Origin of the sequence: Kitasatospora sp. NPDC058218 (assembly GCF_042882445.1) — a bacterium.
Lineage (GTDB): Bacteria > Actinomycetota > Actinomycetes > Streptomycetales > Streptomycetaceae > Kitasatospora.
This window is the reverse complement of the sequence record NZ_JBHVWC010000095.1, coordinates 10026-31450: the sequence shown is the minus strand read 5'-3', so window position 1 is coordinate 31450 and position 21425 is coordinate 10026. Positions and strand designations below refer to the sequence as shown.

The 21425-nt window shown below is 74.1% G+C and carries 18 protein-coding genes; 11 read left to right on the top strand and 7 right to left on the bottom strand.

The window, feature by feature from the left end:
- Nucleotides 1–121 precede the first annotated feature (121 nt).
- Complete coding sequence (locus tag ACFVYI_RS39395) at nt 122–2590, bottom strand: PKD domain-containing protein (RefSeq protein ID WP_387894526.1); 2469 nt, start codon at nt 2588–2590, stop codon at nt 122–124.
- Between the two features lie 442 nt (nt 2591–3032).
- Nucleotides 3033–3968 carry a lysozyme gene (locus tag ACFVYI_RS39390; RefSeq protein ID WP_387894524.1) on the bottom strand — a complete coding sequence of 312 codons (936 nt, stop codon included), beginning with the start codon at nt 3966–3968 and terminating at the stop codon, nt 3033–3035.
- A 282-nt stretch (nt 3969–4250) separates the two neighbouring features.
- On the opposite strand from ACFVYI_RS39390, the gene ACFVYI_RS39385 reads away from it, so the two are divergent.
- The 4 genes from ACFVYI_RS39385 (at nt 4251) to ACFVYI_RS39370 (ending at nt 10729) form a co-directional block, all read left to right on the top strand.
- Nucleotides 4251–5666, top strand: a complete 1416-nt coding sequence (locus ACFVYI_RS39385; protein WP_387894522.1) for a phytoene desaturase family protein — start codon at nt 4251–4253, stop codon at nt 5664–5666.
- A 116-nt stretch (nt 5667–5782) separates the two neighbouring features.
- Complete coding sequence (locus tag ACFVYI_RS39380; RefSeq protein ID WP_387894520.1) at nt 5783–6352, top strand: GNAT family N-acetyltransferase; 570 nt, start codon at nt 5783–5785, stop codon at nt 6350–6352.
- Nucleotides 6353–6531: 179 nt separating this feature from the next.
- Nucleotides 6532–8283 carry a glycosyltransferase family 2 protein gene (locus ACFVYI_RS39375; protein ID WP_387894519.1) on the top strand — a complete coding sequence of 584 codons (1752 nt, stop codon included), beginning with the start codon at nt 6532–6534 and terminating at the stop codon, nt 8281–8283.
- Nucleotides 8284–8638: 355 nt separating this feature from the next.
- A complete protein-coding gene (locus ACFVYI_RS39370) occupies nt 8639–10729 on the top strand; it encodes an acyltransferase family protein (RefSeq protein ID WP_387894518.1) in 2091 nt (696 codons plus the stop codon).
- Nucleotides 10730–10760: 31 nt separating this feature from the next.
- Here the strand turns inward: ACFVYI_RS39370 and ACFVYI_RS39365 are convergent, their stop codons facing one another.
- Both ACFVYI_RS39365 and ACFVYI_RS39360 read right to left on the bottom strand, forming a co-directional pair.
- The gene (locus tag ACFVYI_RS39365; RefSeq protein ID WP_387894516.1) at nt 10761–11438 is read right to left on the bottom strand and encodes a hypothetical protein; all 678 of its coding nucleotides are present in this window, start codon (nt 11436–11438) and stop codon (nt 10761–10763) included.
- 362 nt (nt 11439–11800) lie between these two features.
- Nucleotides 11801–12490, bottom strand: a complete 690-nt coding sequence (locus ACFVYI_RS39360; protein ID WP_387894514.1) for an adenylate kinase family protein — start codon at nt 12488–12490, stop codon at nt 11801–11803.
- A gap of 356 nt (nt 12491–12846) precedes the next feature.
- Here ACFVYI_RS39360 and ACFVYI_RS39355 point away from each other — a divergent pair, with 356 nt between their 5' ends.
- Nucleotides 12847–13077: a hypothetical protein gene (locus ACFVYI_RS39355; RefSeq protein ID WP_387894513.1), complete on the top strand. Its 231-nt coding sequence runs from the start codon at nt 12847–12849 to the stop codon at nt 13075–13077.
- Nucleotides 13078–13120: 43 nt separating this feature from the next.
- Here ACFVYI_RS39355 and ACFVYI_RS39350 read toward each other — a convergent pair whose 3' ends face one another.
- Nucleotides 13121–13390 carry a CGNR zinc finger domain-containing protein gene (locus ACFVYI_RS39350; RefSeq protein ID WP_387894512.1) on the bottom strand — a complete coding sequence of 90 codons (270 nt, stop codon included), beginning with the start codon at nt 13388–13390 and terminating at the stop codon, nt 13121–13123.
- Between ACFVYI_RS39350 and ACFVYI_RS39345 the strand changes: the two genes are divergently transcribed.
- The 4 genes from ACFVYI_RS39345 (at nt 13277) to ACFVYI_RS39330 (ending at nt 15718) form a co-directional block, all read left to right on the top strand.
- The gene (locus ACFVYI_RS39345) at nt 13277–13624 is read left to right on the top strand and encodes a zinc-binding dehydrogenase (protein WP_387894510.1); all 348 of its coding nucleotides are present in this window, start codon (nt 13277–13279) and stop codon (nt 13622–13624) included. The two genes, ACFVYI_RS39350 and ACFVYI_RS39345, sit on opposite strands and share 114 nt — an antisense overlap.
- A gap of 30 nt (nt 13625–13654) precedes the next feature.
- Complete coding sequence (locus tag ACFVYI_RS39340) at nt 13655–14272, top strand: class I SAM-dependent methyltransferase (RefSeq protein WP_387894509.1); 618 nt, start codon at nt 13655–13657, stop codon at nt 14270–14272.
- Nucleotides 14256–14666 (top strand): DUF5959 family protein, encoded by a 411-nt coding sequence (locus ACFVYI_RS39335; RefSeq protein WP_387894508.1) that lies wholly within the window; start codon nt 14256–14258, stop codon nt 14664–14666. Before ACFVYI_RS39340 ends, ACFVYI_RS39335 begins: the two co-directional genes overlap by 17 nt.
- Nucleotides 14667–14980: 314 nt before the next feature.
- The gene (locus ACFVYI_RS39330; RefSeq protein ID WP_387894507.1) at nt 14981–15718 is read left to right on the top strand and encodes an aminoglycoside phosphotransferase family protein; all 738 of its coding nucleotides are present in this window, start codon (nt 14981–14983) and stop codon (nt 15716–15718) included.
- 386 nt (nt 15719–16104) lie between these two features.
- Here ACFVYI_RS39330 and ACFVYI_RS39325 read toward each other — a convergent pair whose 3' ends face one another.
- Both ACFVYI_RS39325 and ACFVYI_RS39320 read right to left on the bottom strand, forming a co-directional pair.
- Nucleotides 16105–17289, bottom strand: a complete 1185-nt coding sequence (locus ACFVYI_RS39325; protein WP_387894505.1) for an SDR family oxidoreductase — start codon at nt 17287–17289, stop codon at nt 16105–16107.
- 306 nt (nt 17290–17595) lie between these two features.
- A complete protein-coding gene (locus ACFVYI_RS39320; RefSeq protein ID WP_387894503.1) occupies nt 17596–18177 on the bottom strand; it encodes a TetR/AcrR family transcriptional regulator in 582 nt (193 codons plus the stop codon).
- Between the two features lie 399 nt (nt 18178–18576).
- On the opposite strand from ACFVYI_RS39320, the gene ACFVYI_RS39315 reads away from it, so the two are divergent.
- A complete protein-coding gene (locus ACFVYI_RS39315) occupies nt 18577–18969 on the top strand; it encodes a hypothetical protein (RefSeq protein WP_387894501.1) in 393 nt (130 codons plus the stop codon).
- Nucleotides 18970–19197: 228 nt separating this feature from the next.
- Entirely contained in the window at nt 19198–21288 is a 2091-nt protein-coding gene (locus tag ACFVYI_RS39310; RefSeq protein ID WP_387894499.1) for a glycerophosphodiester phosphodiesterase family protein, read from the top strand.
- Nucleotides 21289–21425: the final 137 nt, after the last annotated feature.

Sequence of the window (21425 nt, the reverse complement as noted above, 5' to 3'; positions counted from 1 at the left end):
CTCGCCCCAAAGCCCCCCCCTGGGTCAACCCCGCCACCGCGGTACCCCGGGCGGCGGGGTCACCCCCCCCCGCCGGCCCGGGGCCCGCTCACCCCCCCGCCCGGGCCCTTCGGCCGCCGCGTCAGGCGTAGATCGAGAACGAAACGTCGGCCTGGCCCGCGTAGGCGTTGCTCAGGCTGAACAGACCGGCGGTCGGACGGAACACGCCGAAGGTCGTCCGGCCCTTGCCCAGCCAGTCGCCGACCACGGGGAGGTCGCCCTTGACGCCGTAGGAGGCGGTCGAGACGCTGCCGTCGTCGTGACGCAGGACGAACAGGTTCGGGTCGCCGGCGTTGCGACCGGGGCGGAACAGCCCGAACTGGGCGTGGCGCACGCCGTCCCAGTCGCCCACCACCGGGATGTCGCCGGCGTCGCCGAAGCGCATCGTGGTCACCGAGCCGTCGTCGTGCCGGACCGCCAGGGTGCCGGTGCTCGGGCGGTAGATGCCCAGCTGGTCGTGCCCGTTGGCGTCCCACGCGCCGACCGCGGGGAGGTCGCCCGGGTCGCCGAACTGCACCGCGGAGACGGACGTGTCGGCGTGCTGCAGGGCGAAGGTGCCGGTGCTCGGGCGGTAGATGCCCAGCCGGCACTGGCAGGCGTTGTCCCACCCGCCGACCACCGGGATGTCGCCCGGGTCACCGAACTGCCGGATCGTGCCGGGCTTGGCCGACACCTTCTGGGTGGACAGCGCCCACCGCCCGTTGTCGAAGAGGCCGAGGTGGCTGGTGGGGCCGGCGAAGTACCCCGTGAACGGCGTGCCCGTCTGGGGGCCGGAGACGAAGCGCTGCACCGACGCGCTCGCGGAGCGGCCGTGGTCGTCGGTGACGGTCTCGGTCACGGTGTAGGTACCGGCGACACCGTAGTCGTGGGTCAGGCCGTTCGGCGGGGCCGAGCCGTCGGTCACCACCGGGGCGGAGCCGTCGCCGAAGTCGACCTGGTAGCGGTTCACCGGCCAGGGGCTGTCGGTCTGGTCCGTGACCTTGATCCGGGCGACGGTGGGGTTGTCCTGACCGACCGTGGGGCTCACCCGCAGGGCGCCGACCGGGGCGATGTTCACCTTGGCGGTCGAGGTACGGGTGAGGCCGGTCTCGCTGGTCGCGGTGAGCGTCACCGTGTAGACGCCGGCGTCCGGGTAGTCGTGGTCGAAGGAGGCGGTTCCGAGCGGGGCCCGCACCTGGTAGCTGCCGTCGCCGAAGTCCATCATGGCGCCGGCCGGCGCCCAGCCGCCCGTGTAGGAGTAGCCGATCCGGGCCTTCAGCGGGTGCCCGGCCATCGGGTACGGCGTCGTCCAGGTCGAGACGGCCATGGTCTCCTGGAGTTCGACCGCGCCACGGTCGACGAAGCCGCTCCCGGTACCGCTGTTGCCGACCTTCGGGTGGTCGACGCGCGGGCGGCCGTAGGCATCGGTGTCCAGCATGCCGGGGGCCGACGCGTCGGCCGCGTCCGTCACGCCCTGGGCGGCGGGCGGGGTCAGGTTCGGGACGCCCGACGACGTCGCCACGCTGCTTTCGGTGCCCAGCTTCGGGTCGAATCCGTTGTCGTGCGCGCCCTGGCCGGTGGCCTTGAACTCGTACGGGTTGGCGTAGGTCGTCCCGCCCCAGGAGTAGCCGGACCCGCCGATGGCGGGCGCGACGACGTTGTAGTCCGCCTTGGTGCCGGCGGTCGAACCGGCCGAGACCGTCAGGGGGGCGAACGGCGACTGGAAGCCTCCCGCGCAGGCGAAGGCCGGGAGCTTGGAGATGACGTTGTTCTCGATCGTCGCGCCCGAGGAGTTCCCGGCCAGCGACAGGTCGGCCCCGCAGTTCTTCGCGAAGGTGTTGGCGACCACCACGGTGCCCGGGGCGTCGGTGATCACCACACCCTCGGCGGGGTTGCCGCTCACCTCGTTGGTGGTGACGACGGCCCCGGTGACGCCGCGGTCGACGGCCACGCCGGCCGTGCCCACGCCGGTGATGATGCTGCGGCTCACCGTGACCGCCGAGCTGCTGCCGGTGATCCGGACGCCCGGGGTCGCGTCGGGGTACGCGCGGACGCCGTTGTGGACGGGGTTGCCGGCGGTCACGTCGATGCGGTCGAGAACGATCCGCTCGGAGTCCTGGACGAGCACGCCCTCCTGCGGGCCGCCGATCTGCAGACCCGTCACCGTGACGTCGTGCACGCCCGCGAGGACGAAGCCGTGCGGGGCGGGCTGCGCGTTCGCACTCCAGGACCGCACGCCCACGGGGGTGGTCGCGGAGTTGTAGACCAGTTCACCGTTGAAGGTGATCGGCCGGCCGGCGAGCCCGGACCGCTTGACCGTGACCTGCTCCGGGTAGCCGTAGCCCGGTGCGATCTGGACGGTCTGACCCGGCTGCGCCGCGTCGGCGGCGGCCTGGATGGTGCAGTACGGCTGTGCGGCCGTGCCCGTGCCGGTGTCCGAGCAGTTGGCACCGGGGGCGTTGTTGACGTACAGCACGCCGGAGTCGGCATGGGCGGTCGTCGGCAGTACGGCGCCGGTGACCGCGGTACTCGCGACGGCGACGGCCAGGCCGACGCGGCGTCGGATGGACACAGTTGATCTCCTCGGGAAGGTGATGTCTCGTTCACGTCGGTTTCGATGAAGAGTGTGTTCGATTCGTGCCGACGACGAGGCGATCATTATCCAGGAGCCCGGCGGCCTCCCCGCACCGGGTCATCGCGGACCGCCCGCCGGCTGCCCGGGCCGAACCGGCCGCGCCGCAGGTCACGACCGGCCCGGGGGGCGTGTGGAGGGGTCTTCCGCCCGGGCTCCGGCAGCCCTGCCGGTGCGGCTCCGGTGCCGCGGCCGGGCTCGGACCGGGCGTCGCCCCGGGGAAAGGCCGAGCAAAATGCCGATGGCTCCCGCGACGTCGGCGCCGCCCGTGCGACCGCGTGCGTGATGGTGTCGCCGACGGCCGGGGAATCCCGCACCGGACGGCCCGAGCCTCGGCCGGCCGACGGGCCGGATCCGCCGGCGACACCATCACCCGTCACGGTCAGCCGTTGGCGAGGGCCTGGAGGCGGTCGTAGGCGCCGTTGAAGAGGTTCTGGTCACCGGGGAACGTGCCGGAGTCCGCGTACTGCCAGAAGGTCTGGTAGCCCCAGCCGTTCGGGAGGGTGCCGACGGAGGAGGCGTAGCGGGCTATCCAGAGCGGGTTGGTGGTGCCGAAGCCGCCGTTGTTGCCGGTGCACTGGGACCACCAGTTGGTGGTGGTGTAGATCGTCGGGTAGCGCCCGGTGCGGGAGTGGACGGTGTCGCTGAAGGAGCGGATCCAGCTGACCATGGCGCTCTGGCTGAGGCCGTAGCAGGTGGCGCCGTAGGGGTTGTACTCGATGTCGAGGGCGGGCGGCAGGGTCTTGCCGTCGCGGGACCAGCCGCCGCCGTGGTTCACGAACCAGGTGGCCTGGGCCGAGCCCGAGGAGCGGTCCGGCAGGGCGAAGTGGTAGGCGCCGCGGATCAGGCCGGCGCTGTAGGAGCCGTTGTACTGCTGGGCGAAGTACGGGTTGGTGTAGGTGGTGCCCTCGGTGGCCTTGACGTAGGCGAATCGGGCGCCGTTCGCCTTCACCGAGGCCCAGTTGACGTTGCCCTGGTAGCTGGAGACGTCCAGCCCGGGGGTCTGGGTGGCGGCGAGGGCGAGGATGCCCGCGGTGCTCCCTCTTCCCTCGTGGGCGGCGACGGTGGAGCCGGCGAAGTCGAGCTCGGGGTGGATGGCGGGGAGGTGCCGGTCGCCCTGCTCGACGCTGTCGGCCTGCCCGCCGGGGGCCTGCTCGCCGGCGGTCGGTGCGGGTGCGGGCTCGGCCGCGTAGGCCGGCGCGGTCACGCCGGTGACCAGTGCGACCGCTGCGGCGAGTGCGGCCAGGACGGGCAGGCGGCGGGTTTTCGAGGGTGCGGCGGTACCGGTGGGGCGGGCGGAGCGGGAAGTGCTGTGCATGAACACTCCTCTGGTCCGGTTATGGCCCATGGGGCCTTTGGTGCCCGGGAGTTGACCCGGACGGGAGCAGATTAGCCATGTCCTCGCCAGGGCGGCCAGGTGTCCCGGTCACCTCGTGGAGGTACCGCTCAGGTGGGCGCGGCACCGTGGCGCGGGGGCCGGTGCGGGCGGGCCCCAGGACGTGCGCCGGGCCGGGCCGTCCGCCACGCTGGCATCGTGGGCCCGCCTGCCGCAGGGCCGCGGACCGGGGACAGAGGGCGGCGCACCGACGGGAGGCCCGGAATGAGCGACGCGATCGTGGTCGGCTCCGGCCCCAACGGCCTCGCCGCCGCCGTGACCCTGGCCGAACGCGGTCTCGCCGTGACCGTCCTGGAGGCCGGCCCGCGGATCGGCGGCGGCGCCACGAGCGGGGAGGTCACCCTCCCCGGCCTGCTGCACGACCACTGCTCCGCCGTGCACCCCTTCGGCGTGGCCTCGCCGTTCCTGCGCTCCGCCGACCTCGCCCGGCACGGCCTGCGCTGGCGCCTGCCCGAGGTCGACCTGGCCCACCCCCTGGCCGGCGGCGACGCGGCCACCGCCGTCCGGTCCGCGCGGGTCACCGCACGCACCCTGGAGCAGGACGGGCCGGCGTGGCTGCGCCTCTTCGCCCCCCTGGCCGACGGCTTCGACGAGCTGGCCGAGGACGTCATGCGCCCGCTCGTCCGGGTGCCCGCGCACCCCCTGCTGCTCGCCCGGTTCGGCGCCCGGGCGCTGTGGCCGGCGACCGTCCTCGCCCGCCGCTGGCGCACCGAACGGGCCCGCGCCCTGTTCGCCGGGGCCGCGGCGCACAGCTTCCAGCCCCTGGACCGGCCGCTGACCTCCGCGGCCGGCCTGCTGCTGGTCGCCGCCGCGCACCACGGCGGCTGGCCGGTCGCCGAGGGCGGCTCGGGGGCGATCACGGCGGCCCTGGCCGGGCGGCTGCGCGAGCTGGGCGGCCGCATCGAGACCGGGGTGCGGGTGGCCTCGCTGGCCGAGCTGCGCCCGTGCCCGATCATCCTGCTCGACGTGGCCCCCGGCGCGGCCGCGGCGATCTGCGGCTCCGCGCTGCCCCGGTCCGTCCGGCGCGCGTACCTGCGGTACCGGCACGGACCGGCGGCCTTCAAGGTGGACTTCGCCGTGGCGGGCGGCATCCCGTGGCGCAACGCGCACTGCCGCCGGGCCGGCACCGTCCACGTCGGCGGCACGCTGGAGGAGGTGGCCTTCGCCGAACGGGAGGTGGCCCGGGGGAGGATGCCGCGGCGGCCGTTCCTGGTGGTGGCCCAGCAGTACCTCGCCGACCCCGGCCGCTCGGCCGGCGACGTCCACCCCGTCCATGCGTACGCGCACGTGCCGCACGGCTGGTCCGGCGACGCGCAGGACCTGCTCGTCGCCGGGATCGAGCGCTTCGCGCCCGGGTTCCGCGAGCGGATCCTCGCCTCCGTCGCCACGGCGCCCCGGGAACTGGAGCGCGGCAACCCCAACTACGTCGGCGGGGACATCGGCACCGGCGCCAACGACCCCGTCCAGACGGTGCTGCGTCCGAGGGCCGCGCTGCACCCGTACGACACGGGCGTTCCCGGGGTCTTCCTCTGCTCGGCCGCGACCCCGCCGGGTGCCGGGGTCCACGGGATGTGCGGTGCCAACGCGGCCCGTGCCGCCCTGCGCCGGGCGCGCGGGTGACGCGCGGGCGCCGCCGGTCGCGGCCGGAGCCGCCGCGGGGGCGGGGCGGCGCTGTGGCACGATGCGGGAGTCGGCACCCGAACGGCCGCCGCCCCACCGTAGAGAAGAGGACCACCGTGCCCGCGACCACTCCAGACACCGCCCGGCCCGAGACGGACGGCCTCGTCTTCCGTACCGCGACCGTGGCCGACGTGCCCGCGCTGCTCGCCCTCGTCGAGTCCGCCTACCGCGGCGACGCCAGCCGGGCCGGCTGGACCACCGAGGCCGACCTGCTGGACGGCCAGCGCACCGATGCCGAGGGCGTCACCGCCGCCGTCACCCACCCGGACGGTGTGGTGCTGCTGGTCGAGCGGGCCGGCGAGCTGCTCGCCTGCTGCCAGCTCGAACGCCGGGGCCGGACGGCCTACTTCGGGATGTTCTCGGTGAGCCCCGGCCGGCAGGGCGGCGGCGTCGGGCGGGCCGTGCTGGCGGAGGCCGCGCGGATCGCGGGGCAGGAGTGGGGCGCCGTCGAGCTGGAGATGACGGTGATCGAGCAGCGTGCCGACCTGATCGCCTGGTACGAGCGCCGGGGCTTCCACCGCACCGGCATCCACTCGCCCTTCCCCTACGGCGACGAGCGCTTCGGCATCCCGCGCCGCCCCGACCTGCGGTTCGAGAAGCTGGTGAAGGACCTTACCGAACAGTAATGGTGACGATTCATCAGGGCGATGACGCAAAGTCAGAGTCCTGACCTGCGGCGATGTGGAGATGTCATACCTCGTTCATGATTGGTCTAGGCCAATGTGAGAGGCTGACGGACGAACGGCCACGTTCCGTCCGAGCCCAGGGGGGCCATCTCCGCATGCCCGTACTCCATGGCACCGCCATGCCCGCATCCGATACCGGTCCGCGCCGCACACCCGCGGACGAATCGCTGCGCCTGCCCAGCCCACCCGACGACCAGGAGCTCTACTGGTACTTCGGCCCGCAGCGCCGCTGGGTGCTGCTCTGCGCCACCCTCTCCTACACCGGTGCGACCGTCACGCTCGGCCTCTTCGCGCTCAGCCGGCCGCTGCTCTGGCCCTTCCTGGTGCTGACCGTCCTCAACGCCGTCACCTGGGTGCTCTCCCTCGCCGACGGCCAGCGCGCGCGCCGGTTCACCCGTGACTCGCACGACCTGCTGCTGCGCGCCTGGCAGCCCGCCCGGTACCCCGGCGTCGATCTGCTGCTGCCGACCGCCGGCGAGCCACTGGCCGTCCTGGACAACGCGTACCGCCACACCGCCGCCGTCCGCTGGCCGGGCGAGCTGACCGTCCTCGTCCTGGACGACGCCGCCCGCCCCGAGGTGCGCGAACTCGCCGAGTCCTACGGCTTCCAGTACCGGGCCCGGCCCGACCGGGGCCGGTTCAAGAAGGCCGGCAACCTCAACCACGGCCTGGCCGAGGGCAACGGCGACATCATCGCCGTCCTCGACGCCGACTTCTGCCCGCGCCCGGACTTCCTGCGGCACCTGGCGCCCTACCTCGACACCCCCGAGGTCGGCATCGTGCAGAGCCCCCAGTGCTTCGACACCGACCCGGACATGTCGTGGCTGGAGCGGGCCGCCGGAGCGACCCAGGAGATCTTCTACCGCTGGATCCAGCCCTCCCGGGACGCCCAGGACGGCACCGTCTGCTGCGGCACCAACGCGCTCTACCGCCGTGCCGCGCTGGAGCGGGTCGGCGGCTTCGCCGAGATCGACCACAGCGAGGACCTCTACACCGGCCTCTCGCTGGCCCGCGCCGGGTGGACCACCCGCTACGTCCCCGCGCTGGTCGCCAAGGGCATGTCGCCCACCGGCCTGCCCGCCTTCATCAGCCAGCAGTACCGCTGGTGCCTCGGTTCGCTCGCCCTGGTCGGCGACCCCGGCTTCCGCAGCGGGCCGCTCAGCCGCTCGGCCCGGCTCTGCTTCTGGAACGGCATCCTCGGCTACCTCACCAGCGCGGTGAACGTCTTCGCCATCCCGCTGCCGGCCCTGATCATGCTGTTCTTCGCACCCGACGAGATCGAACCCTGGCAGGTCCTGCCGTTCCTGCCGCCGATCTGGGTCGCCCTGGTCCTGCTGCCCGCGATGTCCCGCACCCGCTGGCGCTTCGAGGTCACCCGGGTCCAACTCCTGGGCGGGCTCTGCCACGTGGTCGCCATCGCGCACGCGCTGCGCCGCCGCAGCGCCGACTGGGTGCCCACCGGCGCCGTCTCCGGCGGCAGTTCGCTGGCCCGCACGGTCGCCCGGATCGGGGTCGGCTGGCTCGGCCTCGTCGTCATCGCCGGTGCCGTGGGCCTCGCCCGGGCCGTCGCGCTGCACGGCTGGCAGCCGTACTGGGCACTGATCGGGCTGCTCGGGCTCACCGCGCACACGATGATCCCGCTCGTCCGCTCCCTCTGGCCCCTGCTGCGCGGCGGCAAGGGTGCCGACGTCGCCGCGCCCGCCCGGCACACCCCCGCCCGGGCGGCCCTGGAGTCGGCCACCGCCGGCCGGCCGGCCGCCGACCGCCCCGCCGACCTGCGCTTCGGGCAGGCCGAGGCGGTCGCCGTCACCGCGGTACTGCTGCTCTGCGGCCTGCTGGCCTCCGGCTGGGCCGACCCGCTGCTCCGCTGACACCTGATCGACCCGCTCGGCCTTCGTTCCACCCCGTGCCACCCCGTTCCGCGCGTCCCTGCCGCGTCCCCGCCCCTTCCTGCCGCCTTCCCGCGGCTTTCCTTGCGCGTCGCCCCACCGGCGCGGACCCCACCGCCCGGCCGCCCCATCGGCCCGGTGGTCCCGAACGACCGCTGCCAGCACTGCAAGGAGCCCCGCCGTGTCAACGGCCGTACCACCGAGCGCCGAACCGTCGCGCGCCGTACCCCTGCCTGTTCCTGGAGCCGGGCCCGTCGCGCCCGCCACCGTTGCCGTCCCTGTCGCTGCCATTGCGCCCGCGCCGGATCCCGCCGTCGCCGTTGCTGCCGCCGAGGCCGTGACCGACGACGCCGTCGTCGTGGCAGCCGCCCGTTCCGAACGGGCGACCGACCTCGGGCAGCTGACCGCGACCGGCGAGCCCCGCAAGCGGGCGGCCTTCCGCCCCGACATCGAGGGACTGCGCGGCGTCGCCGTGCTCGCCGTCCTGGCCTTCCACTCCGCCGTGCCGGCCTTCACCGGCGGCTACGTCGGCGTCGACGTCTTCTTCGTCATCTCCGGATTCCTGATCACCGGTCTGCTGCTGGCCCGGCCGATCGGCCTGCGGGACTTCGCCGCGCGCCGGGCCCGCCGCATCCTGCCCGCCGCCGCCGTCGTCCTGGTCGCCACCGCGCTCGCCGGCGGCGCGCTGCTCGACCCGCTGCGCGGTACCGACCTGGCCCGCGACCTGATCGCGTCCGCCGGCCAGTTCGCCAACTGGCGGTTCGTCGGCCAGCAGACCGACTACCTCGGCGCCGAACGCGACCCGAGCCCGCTCCAGCACTTCTGGTCGCTCGGCGTGGAGAACCAGTTCTACCTGCTGTGGGGCGTGCTGCTGCTCGGCCTCGCCCGCTACCTGACGGGGCGCCGGCGCACCGCCGCGATCGCCGTCGCGACCACGGCGATCGGTGGCGTCTCGCTGCTGCTCTGCATCCGCTGGACGGCCGGCTCCGCGCCGCTCGGCTACTTCTCCACCGCCAGCCGGCTCTGGGAGTTCGCCGCCGGGGCCTGCGCCGCCATGCTCGGCTCGACCCTGGCCCGGTGGCTGCCGCGTGCCGGCCGCTCCGGACGACCGGTCGGCCGGGCGCTGCGCCTGCTCGGCTGGGTCGGTGCGGCGGCGGTCCTGGTCGCGGTCCTCCACTACGACCGCAACACCCCCTACCCCGGGAGCGCCGCCCTGCTGCCCGTGCTCGGTACCGCCGCCGTGCTGCTCGCCGGCCCGGCGCACCGCGCGCTCGGCGCCACCGACGTGGGCCGGCTGCTCGCCGCCCGCCCGCTGCGCGCCGCCGGCCGGCTCTCCTACGCGTGGTACCTCTGGCACTGGCCGGTGCTGACCATCGCCCAGGCCCGCTACGGCGCCCTGCCGTGGACCACCCTGGTCGCGCTCACCGCCGCGAGTGCCCTGCCGGCCTGGCTGACCATGCGGCTGGTCGAGCAGCCGCTGCGCTTCGGCAGCAGCCCGGCACCGCGCCGGGGCCTGGCGGTCGGGGCCAGCGCACTGGTGATCCCGCTGATCGCCGGGCTGGTCCTGGGCGGCGGGACCGTCCGGGCACTCGGCGACACCGAAGGCCCCGTCGCCGTCCCGGCCGGCGCGGTCGACGGCCCCGCCCTGCTGGCCCCCGGCAGCCGCGTCCTGAGCCTGACGCCCTCGCTGGCCCGGGCCCGCGAGGACTTCCCGCCCGGCCGCGGCTGCGAGATCCCGCTCGGCGCCGACAGCAGCCCGCGCTGCCTGTTCGGCGCCGAGAACAGCCCCGACCGGATCGTGCTGGTCGGCGACTCGCACGCGGGCCAGTGGATCTCGGCCGCGCTGGCCCTGGCCGAGCAGCGGAACTGGGCCCTGGAGGTGCTGGTCAAGCCGGGCTGCCCGCTGGCCACCCTGACCGTGCGCAACAACGTCCTCGGCCGGACCTTCGACGAGTGCGACCGCTGGCGCGAGAACACCCTCACCCGGCTGGCGACCGGCCCCGGGCCGCGTCTGATCGTGATGGCCGGCCTCAACCGGTACGGCAGTCAGCCGGAGCGCGCCGAGGGCTGGAACCGCACGTTGGACCGCCTCTCGGCCGTCGGCGCGCCGCTCGCCTACCTGGCGGACACGCCGATGCCCGGCAAGGACATCCCGACCTGCCTGGCCGCCTCGGACGGCCGCTCGGACGCCTGCTTCTTCCCCCGGGAGACGGCCTTCGAGCAGGACCCGCTGGTCGACGGCGGGCTCGCCGAGCGCTACCGCGTACGGGTGCTGGACCTCGGACCGCTGCTCTGCCCCGGGACCGGGCCGGACTGCCCGGCGGTACTGGAGGGCGTGGTGCTCTACCGGGACGCCGGGCACATCACCGACACGCTGGCCAGGGTGCTGGCGCCCCGGCTGGACCAGGGGCTGCTGCCGACGGGGTGAGGGCGGGCTCGGCGCCGACGGGGACGGCCGGTCACCCGTAGATGCTGTGGCAGAGCCGTGCCTGCTCCGAGCCGGCCGGCCAGCGGCCGAAGCGCTCGGCCCGGTCGCAGATCGAGCCCCCGCCGGCCGGGGCCGGCCCACCCGGCGCCGCTCCGCCCGGGTCCGTGCCCCCGGCGGGCGAGGGTGCCGGGGGCGGCACCGTGGCCCCGGGGGCCTGCGGGCTGCGGGCCGGTGCCGGGCGGGGCGTCCGGTTCGGCCTCGGCCGGGCGTCGGCGGAGTGCGCCGCCGCCGACTCGCCGTCCACCCCCGCCCGCTCGGCCCCGGGTGACGCCCCGGGCACGGCCTGACTCTCCGTGGCCGGAGCCGCCTCCGGAGAGGGGGCCGGGTCAGCGGTCGGCAGCGCCGGTACCGGCAGCAGATCGGGGACGGAGGGCACCGACGGCGCGGGTGACGGGGACGGCGACGCCCCGGGGAACGCCACCACGGCGGACAGCTCGTCGCCCGACCCCGGCCCGCACATCACCAGGACGGACGCCAGTACGGCGACGATCCCGGCGGCCGCGGCCGCCCAGGCCCGACGGGACGTGCGTCGGGCCTGGGCGGCGGGCGGTGGTGGTACGGGCGCTGCCGGTGGTGCGACGGGCACCGGTGGCGGCTCCCATGCCTGCGTCGGCCACTGCCACTGCCCGTCCACGCGTTGCCCGCTCATGCCCTCGTCCTCCTGCTGCCGAACCATTGCCGCGCCGCGCCCTCGTCGGACTCCTGGACTCCCGGACTCCTGGCCCCTCGGACCGGTGCTCCGGTGGTCCGGCCGTGACGCGGCGGCGGCCCGGGTACCGAGCCTGTCGGCGACCGATCGCCGACCTGTTCGCCGTACTCAACGAGCACACCGGCGCCGGGACATGACCCGGAAGAGGGTTCTGTGCCGCAGTCCGTTCCCGGCCGTACGCCGCTGTGGGTGCCGAGTTCGGTGTCCGGCAACATCGCCGTGGCCTGCAGGGCTTCAAGGTTTCGCGCTCGTGTCCTCCGAGTGTGTGCCCGAGGACCGTGTCCGAGCCTCGTCGGCCGGGCTCAAGACGTCGCCGACCCCGAGGAGGCTCGGGGGCTGCGCTCCCGGAGCGCAGCGAGCGCGCGCCCGGCTATCTCGTCGGACGTGCCGACAGAGTCGACCGTGACGAGGAGCCCCTGCCGCGCGTAGTGCCGGGCGATGGGCGCCAGCAGCGCTTCGTGGGACCTGAACCGACTGCGGACGATGGCCTCGCTGTCGACCCCGCGTCGGTAGAGCTCACCGCCGCAGACATTGCAGACGTCATCGACGAGGAGATGATCCACCGGTGGCTCGAAGACGTGGGACCGGTTGTCGCGGCAGAGGCGACGGCCCGCCAGACGGCGAACGTGGCGCTCGACCTCCACCTCGGGGAGATGCAGGTTCAGCACGCTGTCGAGGGGTCGGCCGAGCCCGCGGAGCAGCTCGTCCAGAGCGAGCGCCTGGGCGGCGCTGTGCGGATGCCCGACGAGGAGGAAGCCCGCAGGGGCATCTCGGTGCAGCCGGTCGCGGACGACCGCAGTGATGAGCTCGTCGGGAAACAGACTGCCGGAATCGATGATCTTGGCGGCTCGGATCCCCAGCTCGGTGCCTCGGGAGAGGTGGGTACGCAGGAGATCACCGAGGTGGAGCAGCGGCACTGCCAGAGCCTCGGCCAGCGAAGCGGCCGGGGCTTCCCGGCTGAACATCGGTGGTTGGAAGAGTACGACACGCATCAACCCATCACTCCTTGGCATGACTCCGACCGCGGATCCACCGGGCTGCCCACGGCCTGGACACGCAGACGAGGGCACACCCTGAACTGGAACGCCGGGATTTCCCGCCCGACCGGGTAGTTGGATCGAGTGACGTTCCGCGCGTTGCGATCCTGCCATGCCGCGACCGCAGTCCGCCGACGTCCTCGGCGAGCCGAACCTGAACGCCGACGATTGGACAGACCCGTTCCACGCGGCCTGTCCAATCGGCCACCCGCCAGACACGGCGGTCCGGAAGCGGACCCTGGAACGCGGACCCTACAGCTGCGTGCCGTACCCCGGGTGCGGGCGCCGGAGGTCCGCCACATGCTGGGGGCATGGAAACGAACAGCACGTCAAAGCCCCTGGTCGAGGTCGCCGAGTTCCGTACCGACAGCCGCTACCGCCTGGTCCACTTCGAGGGCCACGGCTGGGAGCCGCTGGCTCCGGAGGAGTTCGAGCCGCGCGTTCACCAGCTCTTCCCTGACCTCGATCCACGGGACGAGACCCGTGTCCACTGGGTCGACCGGCCCTGGGAGTGGCCGGCCTGGCACCCCGGCGAGGCCTGACCGGACCCGTGCCCGAGTCCGGGCGGGCCCGATGGGGAACGGCTCAGGCGCGGGCGCGGTAGCCGGCGATCTTGGCGAGGTTGCCGCAGCGGTCCATGGAGCACCAGCGGCGACGACGGGCCTGGGAGTCGTCGAGGAAGAGCAGCGAGCAGTCCGGGGGAGGGGGGCCGGGCTGGCGGTCGGGCAGCGCGGCCCGGCGATGGACGCCGCCGCGGGCTCGGGCTTCTACGCGGAGCTGGCGGTGGTCCCGGCCGGGCGGGTCGTCGCGCTCGCCAACGTGGCCTTGGAGCCCAGCGTCATCGACACCCGGCACTTCTACCCGAAGAACGTCTCCATCCACGGCTTCCAGATCACCAACCTGCTGGACCACGGCTACGACCCGCGCCCCGACCCGCGGGAGATCGCCGACCGGGTGGCCGCCGGGGTCTACCGGGTCCCGGTGGAGTCGGTGTTCGCGCTGTCGGCGGCCGCCGACGCGCACCGGCAGTTGGAGCGCCGCGGCAACCGGGGGAAGATCGTCCTGGCGGTGGCGGGCGACCTGGCCTGACCGGAACCGCCCGACGCATCAGGGGGAGACGTGAACGGACCGGCCGGCACCGAGGGGTACGCCGAGGCGGCGGAGCAACTCGCCGTGCAGTACGAGGAGGTGACCTTCGAGGAGGTGCACCGCGAGCTGCTGCACCTCGTCCCCGGGGCGCCGAGCGCCGTCCTCGACATCGGCGCCGGCACCGGTCGGGACGCGGCCGCCCTGGCGGCCCTCGGTCACCGGGTGGTCGCGGCGGAGCCCACGGCGGAGCTGCGCCGGATCGGCCGGCGGATCCACGCCGCCAGCGAGATTCACTGGGTGGACGACGCCCTGCCCGAGGCGGCCGTCCTCGGCGCCTCGGGCGAGCGCTTCGACCTGATCCTGTTGACCGCCGTCTGGATGCATCTGGCCGACCAGGAGCGCCGGTTGGCGATGGGGGCGCTCGCCCGGCTGCTCGCGCCCGCCGGCCGGGTGCTGCTCTCGCTGCGTCACGGGCCCGTCCCGCCCGGCCGTCGGATGTTCGACGTCTCGGCCGAGGAGACCGTCGCACTCGCCCGGGAACACGGACTGGACCTGCTGACCCGCGCCGGTCGTACGGACCTGCACGGCCGCCCGGGGGTGAGCTGGAGCCTGCTCGGGTTCGAGCGGGCGGGTGCCGGAGTGGGGTGAGGCCGCCCGGACACCCGACGGACGGGCCGACGGACGGGCCGACGGACGGGCCGACGGAGGGGCTGACGGACGGGTCGATGGGCGGGCCGACGGAGGGGCTGACGGACGGGTCGATGGGCGGGCCGACGCACTGGACCGGCTCGACGCCGGTGAGGACGTGGGCTGGATGGAGATGAGCAGAGGGCCGTCGATCTTCATCCAGCTCACCGGCGAGCGTGACTGCCCGGAGGTGATCGTGGAGGACGAGTCCGGGTCCATGGTCACCGTGCGGGTCCCGCTCGCCCTGCCGGACGACTGGATCGTCGACCACCGTCGGCGTCTGCACCAGGTGATGAGCTACTGGGTGCCGATGCTGTCAGAGCACGGAGACGAACAAGCCGCCGCGGATGGATGAGCGCACGGCCAAGAGGCAGGAAGGCTTCGTGGATGTCGCCACGGACCTCCCACCGGGTCCGCAGCCGACGAAACCAGGGCAGACGGGCGAACGCAAGCTCCACAAGCCGACGTTGGGCGCCGAGTCCGGAGTCGGGTTCCGTGCTGCGTCAGGCGACGTGATCGGTGGCGTGGACTCGGTGTCGGGCACTCGGTGCCGTGTGCCAGGGCTCGGTGGCGGGCACGAGGACGCAGGGCGGGCGGGACGCGGTCGGCCGGGCGATCGCCCGCGATCGACCCGGTGACATCGGCGGCCGCCGCGCGACAATGGTCGGCATGGAAGAGGTCGAGGTCGTCGTTGCCCACAACGAGCGCGCGACCCTGCGTATCGGTGATGTGTTCCTGAAGATCGATGCTGATCAGCTGCGCACCGACGTCGAGGTCGAGGCGATGGCCATGGCGCCGGTCCCGACCCCGGAGGTCCTGTGGCGCAAGCCGCCCGTGCTCGCGGTCGCCGCCCTCCCGGGCACGGCACTCGGCCGTCTCGGCGAGCCGTCGACCGCGTCGCCGGCGGCGTGGGCCGCGGCGGGTGCCGCCGCACGGGTGCTGCACGACGCACCGCTGCCGCCCTGGCCCGGTCGGAGCGTAGACGAGCTCGCGTCGGCCCTCGACGCCGAATGCTCCTGGCTCGTCACGAACGGCGTCCTCCCCGCCGACCTGGTCACGCGCAACCGCCGCGTCGCCGAGAGTGCGCTGCGCCCGTGGACACCGGTGTTCACGCACGGCGACCTGCAGGTCGCCCACGTGTTCGTCGACGGCGACGAGATCACCGGCGTGATCGACTGGTCCGAGGCGAGCCGGGGAGATGCCCTGTTCGACCTCGCCGTCCTGACCCTCGGACACGAGGAGCGCCTCGGCGACGTCATCGCCGGCTACGGCGGCGACGTCGATCTCGACGTGATTCACGGGTGGTGGTCGCTGCGAAGCCTGTTGGCGGTTCGCTGGCTGGTCGAGCACGGCTTCGACCCGTCCTCGCCGGGCTGCGAGGTCGACGTGCTGCGGTCCCGGATGTGAGGCCGCGCGAGGCCGACGGCCACGAGCAGCAGCGGGGCGATCAGCTCCCCCGGCCCGTCCTCGACCTCCCACGGTCGGTGCACGGGTGTCCTCTTCGCGGCTCTCCCACACATCCGGGCACCTCGAAGAGAGCTGATCAACCCTCATCCGTGAGGGAGCGTGTGGGCTGGGGCGGGGCACCGCCGGGGGACGCCGGGGTGCTCGGTGACGTGCGGCGGAGCGAGGTCCGACACTCTGGCCGGCCGAGGTCCGACACTCTGGCCGGCCGGGGTCCGGCGCTCTGGCCGGCCGGCGCGGATGACCGTCCGTCGGACCGGTCGAGGGTCGGGGTGAACCGCCCGGCCGACCGGCAGAGGTCGATCGGCCAGGCGGCGAACGGTCGCTGTTCAGCGACGCCGCCTGCCGGAGTTGCCGGCACCCCCGCCGTTCCCGGCCTCGCGGTTCCCGACCTCGCCGAAGCCATCGGCGACCAGGCGGGTGGCCCAGCGCCGCAGCACCTCGGCGACGGGCGGGTGCCGCAGGCCCGCGGCCCGGGCCAACCGGTCGGCGGAGGCGGTGTCGTAGCCGTCCTCGGAGAGGAAGCCGAGCGTCTCCCGGTCGGCGCCGGTCAGGGCGCGGGGCAGCCTGCGGACCAGGGCGACCGGGACGAGCGCGCGCGGCGCGGGCACTCCGAGGTGCTCGGCCAGCAGCGCCACGAGTTCGGGCAGGGGCGGTGTCGCGGGGTCGAGCACGGCGTGGGAGTGCGCCGGGCCCTCGTCGAACTCCGGCACGGCCGCGAGGAACCGGGCCAGATGGTCGACCGCGACCACCGGCAGGAAGGTCCGTGCCGAACCGGGGAGCAACGGAAGTCGGCGGTGGGCGAGTTGGCGTATCAGATCGGCCAGGCCGAGGTACTGTCCGGCCTCGCCGGTGACCGAGTGGCCGATCACGCTGCTCGGATTGACCGTGGTGAGCGGCACGCCGAGCCGGGCGGCCGTGACGCGGACGGCGGCGTCGCCCAACTGCTTGGAGGCTTCGTAGGCGCCGAGGCGGCGGTAGAGCGCGTCGGTCTCGGCGGCGGGCAGCGGGTGACGCGGTGCGGCGTTCCGGCCGACCCGGTAGCCGGAGAGGTGGACGAGCCGTCGGAGCGCCGGCCGGGCGGCGGCCCAGCGCAGCGCGTGCAGGGCGCCGTCGACGTTGGCGGCGTGCGCCTCGGTGCGGTCCAGGCCGAAGCGGTAGAGGGCGGCGAGGTTGTGGACGTCGCGGACGTCGGCCAACCGGGCCTCGTCCGATGTGGTCAGGCCAAGGCCCGGGCGGGTGAGGTCGGCGGCGACGGTGGTCAGTGCGGAGTCTTCGGCGCCGTGCTCGTGCAGCCAGCGGCGCAGCTGCTCGTCCCGTGCGGTTCCGCGTCCGCCACGGATGCCGGCGGCCACCGGCTCGCCGCGGCCGAGGAGTTCGAGGACCAGCCAGCGACCGAGGAAGCCGGTCGCGCCGAGGACCAGGGTGCGCGGCTGGGGCTGGGGCTCGGATTGGGGCTCGGATTTGGGCTGGGGCGGCGGCGTGGGGGTGGTGGGCATGAGGGAGAGCTCCATTCTAGGTAGACTGGTCGGCATATTTAAGTAGACCGGTCTGTATATTTTTGGCCGATGCCTGGGTGTAGAGGGAAGCGGGGAGATGGAAGGTGGAGCGGAGGCGAGGAAAGCGAGGGGAAGCAAAATTAAGTAGACCGGTCGGGATATTTATCGGGCATGCGTTGACCGGAGGGGAGTGGATGTGGGCCGGGCGGTGTGCAGTGGCGGAGCCGGGCCCGCGACCCAGCGGGCCCGTGGGCTCGCGAAGTCAGGCGCGCGCCGGTGCGGCAGGGTTGCGTCCGGGGTGACGGGCCGGCGCCGGATCGGTCACTTCTTCTTGGCGCCGAGCAGGTGCCGGACGGCGTGCCGGGCGTCCTCCAGGGGTCGGCGGTCGTGCCGTACCCGGGCGAGCAGTACCGCACCTTCGAGCAGGGCGAGTGCCTGACCCGAGGCGGTCTCCGCCTCGGCCGGGCCGAAGCCGTCGGCGACCAGTCGTTCGCTGAGGACGCGTTGCCAAGTCCCGTACACCTCGGCGCAGACGCGGCGCAGCGCCTCGTTGCCGCCCGCCACCTCCAGGCCGACGGTCGCGACGGGGCAGCCCTTGGTGTAGTCGGACTCCTCCAGGCGGGCGGCGAAGACCTCGACGAGCCGGTCGACGAGTGCCGTCGCGCCCGAGTCGCGTCCGACCGGCGTCCGGAGGAGCTCCTCGATCTCCTGCCCGGCCTGGACGAGGGCGGCGGCGACCAGTTGGTCCTTGCCTTCGGGGAAGTGGAAGTAGAGCGAGCCGCGCGGTGCGCCGCTCTCCGCCACGATCTGGTTGAGGCCGGTGCCGAAGTAGCCCTGTGCCTCGATCAGGTTGCGCGTCCCGGCGATCAGCCGGGCGCGGGTCTCTTCTCCCTTGACTCCCATGCGGGAAACAGTAGACCGGTCTGTATATTTCTGTCGACCCCAGGTCCGGCGGTCCCATGTGGATCGCGGGGACGGGTCCCGGCGCCCTGGCGGGCCTCAGCTTCCTGTGCCCGGACGACGGCCCCGACGACCCGACGACCTGACGACCTGACGCCCCGACGGCGACCCGGTGCCCCGGCGGCCGATGGTGCCCCTGCGCCCCGGTGATCGGCGCCGGCCGTAACGTCACCTCCGGCAAGTCCCTCCCCGCCGTGCAGGTCTGTCTCCTGCTGAGGGACGATCTCCCGCCCGCGATCGTGCCTCCGGCCGGCCCGAGAAGCCGGCTCCAGTCCCAGCACCGGCGATTTCCACGGTGAGAACCGTTCGGCGGCGCGCTACTCAGCCTCTACAGTTCCGACGGTGAAGATCTGGACGGAGCATCCTGCCAGGAACGACGTCGAAGCGGTCGTTCGCCGCTACTTCAGCCTCCTCCGCGCCGGGAGGATCCCCGAGGCCGAACAGCTCGTCCAGCACTCCTCGGTTCGGCACGTGCTCGAGTCGCTGTGGGCCGGCTCGGTCGGAGCGAGCGCCGAAGCGGACGAGACGAGTGGCAGCCGTGCTGCCGACGAGTGGGAGCGGGACTTGTCCTGGCTCGGTGAACTCGATCTCGGGGACTTCGCCTGGGGCCACACCGACAGTAATCACTATGTCGAGGTCACCTACCGCGGGCGGACGATCGAGGTGGCCTTGGGCTTCTGGGTCAAGCCCACCGATGCCGGCTGGGTGCTCGCGGGTCCGTCCACCCTCTGGTAGGTCACACGAAAGAGCCGCACGATCCGGGCTCGGCTGACGAACGCGGAGCCCCCCGCCGGTGGACGGTCACCTTGTCACGACCAAGGTCCCCGACCTGGCCGGAGCACTCCGTCGCCGCCCCGTGCCGCCCCCGCGATCTGACATTCCAGGTTGGAGTACGGTCAATCGTCACGGGCGATTGACGGAGCTGTGGTTTCCGGTTCGGCCGCCGTCCCTAACCTGGCGAACATGACACAGGGTCACCACCTCCACGCCGCCCAGCCGGACGCCGCTCGCCCCGATACGACGTACCCGGCCGCCGCCCGCCGGCGGGGCCGCCGCGTCGCACGCCGCCGTCCGGCCGTCGGTCGTCCGACGGGCCGCCCCGCCGGCCTGCTCGCCGCCGTGGTCGCCACCGCTCTCGGCCTCACCACCGTCGCGCTGACCGCACCCGCCGCCGTGTCCGCCACGACCGGCGCGCCCACGACCGGTGCGCCCGCGGCCTCCACGTCCCTTGCCGCCACGCCCACCAGCAGCGGGCCGGCTGCCGCCACGCCCGCGCCCGGTGAGGTCGTCGTCTCCGAGACCTTCACCGGTGCCGGTCTCCCGGCCGGCTGGAACGCCGTCGAGGGCGACTGGAAGGTGGAGAACGGTCGTCTGGTCGGCGTCTCCGCCAACTCCGGCCAGCAGAGCCGGATCACCTTCGGCCGCCACCTCGACGACTTCCGCTTCGAGGCCACCGCCCGCTTCGACACCGTCCAGGACGCCGCCCGTTGGACGGCGCTGGGTCTGGACGTCCCGGCGAGCGGCTCGACCCCGTGGTCCATCGCCACCATGCGCACCGGCACCACCGCCGCCAACGGCCTGGAGTTCGCCCAGCGCACCACCGGCAACACGTGGAACGTCACCAACACCGCCGCCGCCCCGACCGCGGCCGGCACCGGCCGCGACGTGCGGATCGCCGTCGAGGTGCACGGCGGCAGCGCCCGCTGGATCTTCGAGGGCAAGGAGGTGATGCGCACCACCCAGGTCGCCCGCAGCGCGGACGGCGGCCAGGCGCTGGTGGTGAACGGCGCGAAGGTGTCGTTCGACGACGTCAAGCTCACCGCCCTCGCCCCGGGGGCCTGGCTCCGCCCGGCCGGTTCGCCGCTGACCGTGTTCGCCCACCGCGGCGCCTCCTCCGCGGCTCCGGAGAACACCCTGGTCTCCGACGAGATCGCCCGCCGCGGCGGTGCCGAGTGGATCGAGAACGACGTCCAGCCGAGCAAGGACGGCGTCCCCTACGTCCTGCACGACGACACCGTCGACCGCACGACCAACGGCAAGGGCCGGATCCGTGACCTGACGGCCGCGCAGCTCGACGCTCTGGACGCCGGCTCCTGGTTCGGCCCGGCCTACGCGGGTGCGCGCGTGCCGACCCTGGCCGCCCAGTTGGACGACCTCCGCGGTCGTGGCGGCGGTCTGCTGCTGGAGATCAAGGGCAGGCACAGCCGCGACGAGGTGGCGCGGATCGTCCAGGAGATCCGCGACCACGGCATGACCAACCGCGTCTTCGTGCAGAGCTTCGAGGTGGACGCCCTGCGCTTCACCCGCGAGCTGGCGCCCGAACTGCCGCTCGGCCTGCTCCGCAGCGAGCTGGACGCCGACCCGGTGGCGATCTCGAAGGAGCTCGGCCTGGCGGCCTACAACCCGGCCGACGGCGCGCTGTCGGCCCGGATCGGCGTGGTGAAGGACCTGCACGCGGCCGGGGTGGCCGTCAACGTCTGGACGGTCGACGCGGCGGCCCGCTGGAAGGCCCTGGAGGCCGCCGGTGTCGACGGCATCATCACCAACCGGCCGTCGGAGCTGGCCGGTTGGAACTCCGCCTGGCTGCAGATCGCCGGCGTGGCGCCGCCGGCCGCGCCGAAGGTGGCGATCACCTCGCCGGCCGCCGGCAGCACGCTGGACCGGGCCCAGCGGCAGCAGGCCGTCGCCGTGCAGTCGAGCGGGGCGGAGACGGTTCGGCTGACCCTGGACGGCCAGGAGCTGGCACCCGGCGCCGCGTTCGACGCCACCGGGCTCGCGCTCGGCAGCCACACCCTGCGCGCCGAGGCGACCGGTCCGGGCGGCCGGGCCGAGGCGGTCACCGAGTTCACCGTGGCCGCGACGCCCACCGGGCTGGCCTCGCTGATCCTCACCTCCGGCGCGGACCGCAACGCGGTGGCGACCCTGACGGTGATGCTCGGTCAGGGCCAGTACGGGCCGCTCGCCCGCTGGGCCGAGAACCAGGCGGGCCGGTCCGTCCCCGCGGACCGCGCCCAGCTGATCGCCGCCGACGCCACGGCCCTCGGCCAGGGCTGAGCGGGAAGAGACACGGTCGAGCGGCCCGGGCGCAAAAACCCCCCCGCCGGGCGGCCCGGGGGCGGCGCCCGGGCCGGGGGGGGGGGCGGGGGCCGGGTGGGGGGCGGGGCGGGCCCGGCACCCAAGCGCCCCCGGTT

Coding starts and splice junctions, on each gene's coding strand:
- ACFVYI_RS39390 (WP_387894524.1), bottom strand. CDS start 3,968: ATGCACAGCACTTCCCGCTCCGCCCGCCCCACCGGTACCGCCGCACCC.
- ACFVYI_RS39385 (WP_387894522.1), top strand. CDS start 4,251: ATGAGCGACGCGATCGTGGTCGGCTCCGGCCCCAACGGCCTCGCCGCC.
- ACFVYI_RS39375 (WP_387894519.1), top strand. CDS start 6,532: ATGCCCGCATCCGATACCGGTCCGCGCCGCACACCCGCGGACGAATCG.
- ACFVYI_RS39365 (WP_387894516.1), bottom strand. CDS start 11,438: ATGAGCGGGCAACGCGTGGACGGGCAGTGGCAGTGGCCGACGCAGGCA.
- ACFVYI_RS39360 (WP_387894514.1), bottom strand. CDS start 12,490: ATGCGTGTCGTACTCTTCCAACCACCGATGTTCAGCCGGGAAGCCCCG.
- ACFVYI_RS39355 (WP_387894513.1), top strand. CDS start 12,847: ATGGAAACGAACAGCACGTCAAAGCCCCTGGTCGAGGTCGCCGAGTTC.
- ACFVYI_RS39345 (WP_387894510.1), top strand. CDS start 13,277: ATGGACGCCGCCGCGGGCTCGGGCTTCTACGCGGAGCTGGCGGTGGTC.
- ACFVYI_RS39330 (WP_387894507.1), top strand. CDS start 14,981: ATGGAAGAGGTCGAGGTCGTCGTTGCCCACAACGAGCGCGCGACCCTG.
- ACFVYI_RS39325 (WP_387894505.1), bottom strand. CDS start 17,289: ATGGAGCTCTCCCTCATGCCCACCACCCCCACGCCGCCGCCCCAGCCC.
- ACFVYI_RS39320 (WP_387894503.1), bottom strand. CDS start 18,177: ATGGGAGTCAAGGGAGAAGAGACCCGCGCCCGGCTGATCGCCGGGACG.
- ACFVYI_RS39310 (WP_387894499.1), top strand. CDS start 19,198: ATGACACAGGGTCACCACCTCCACGCCGCCCAGCCGGACGCCGCTCGC.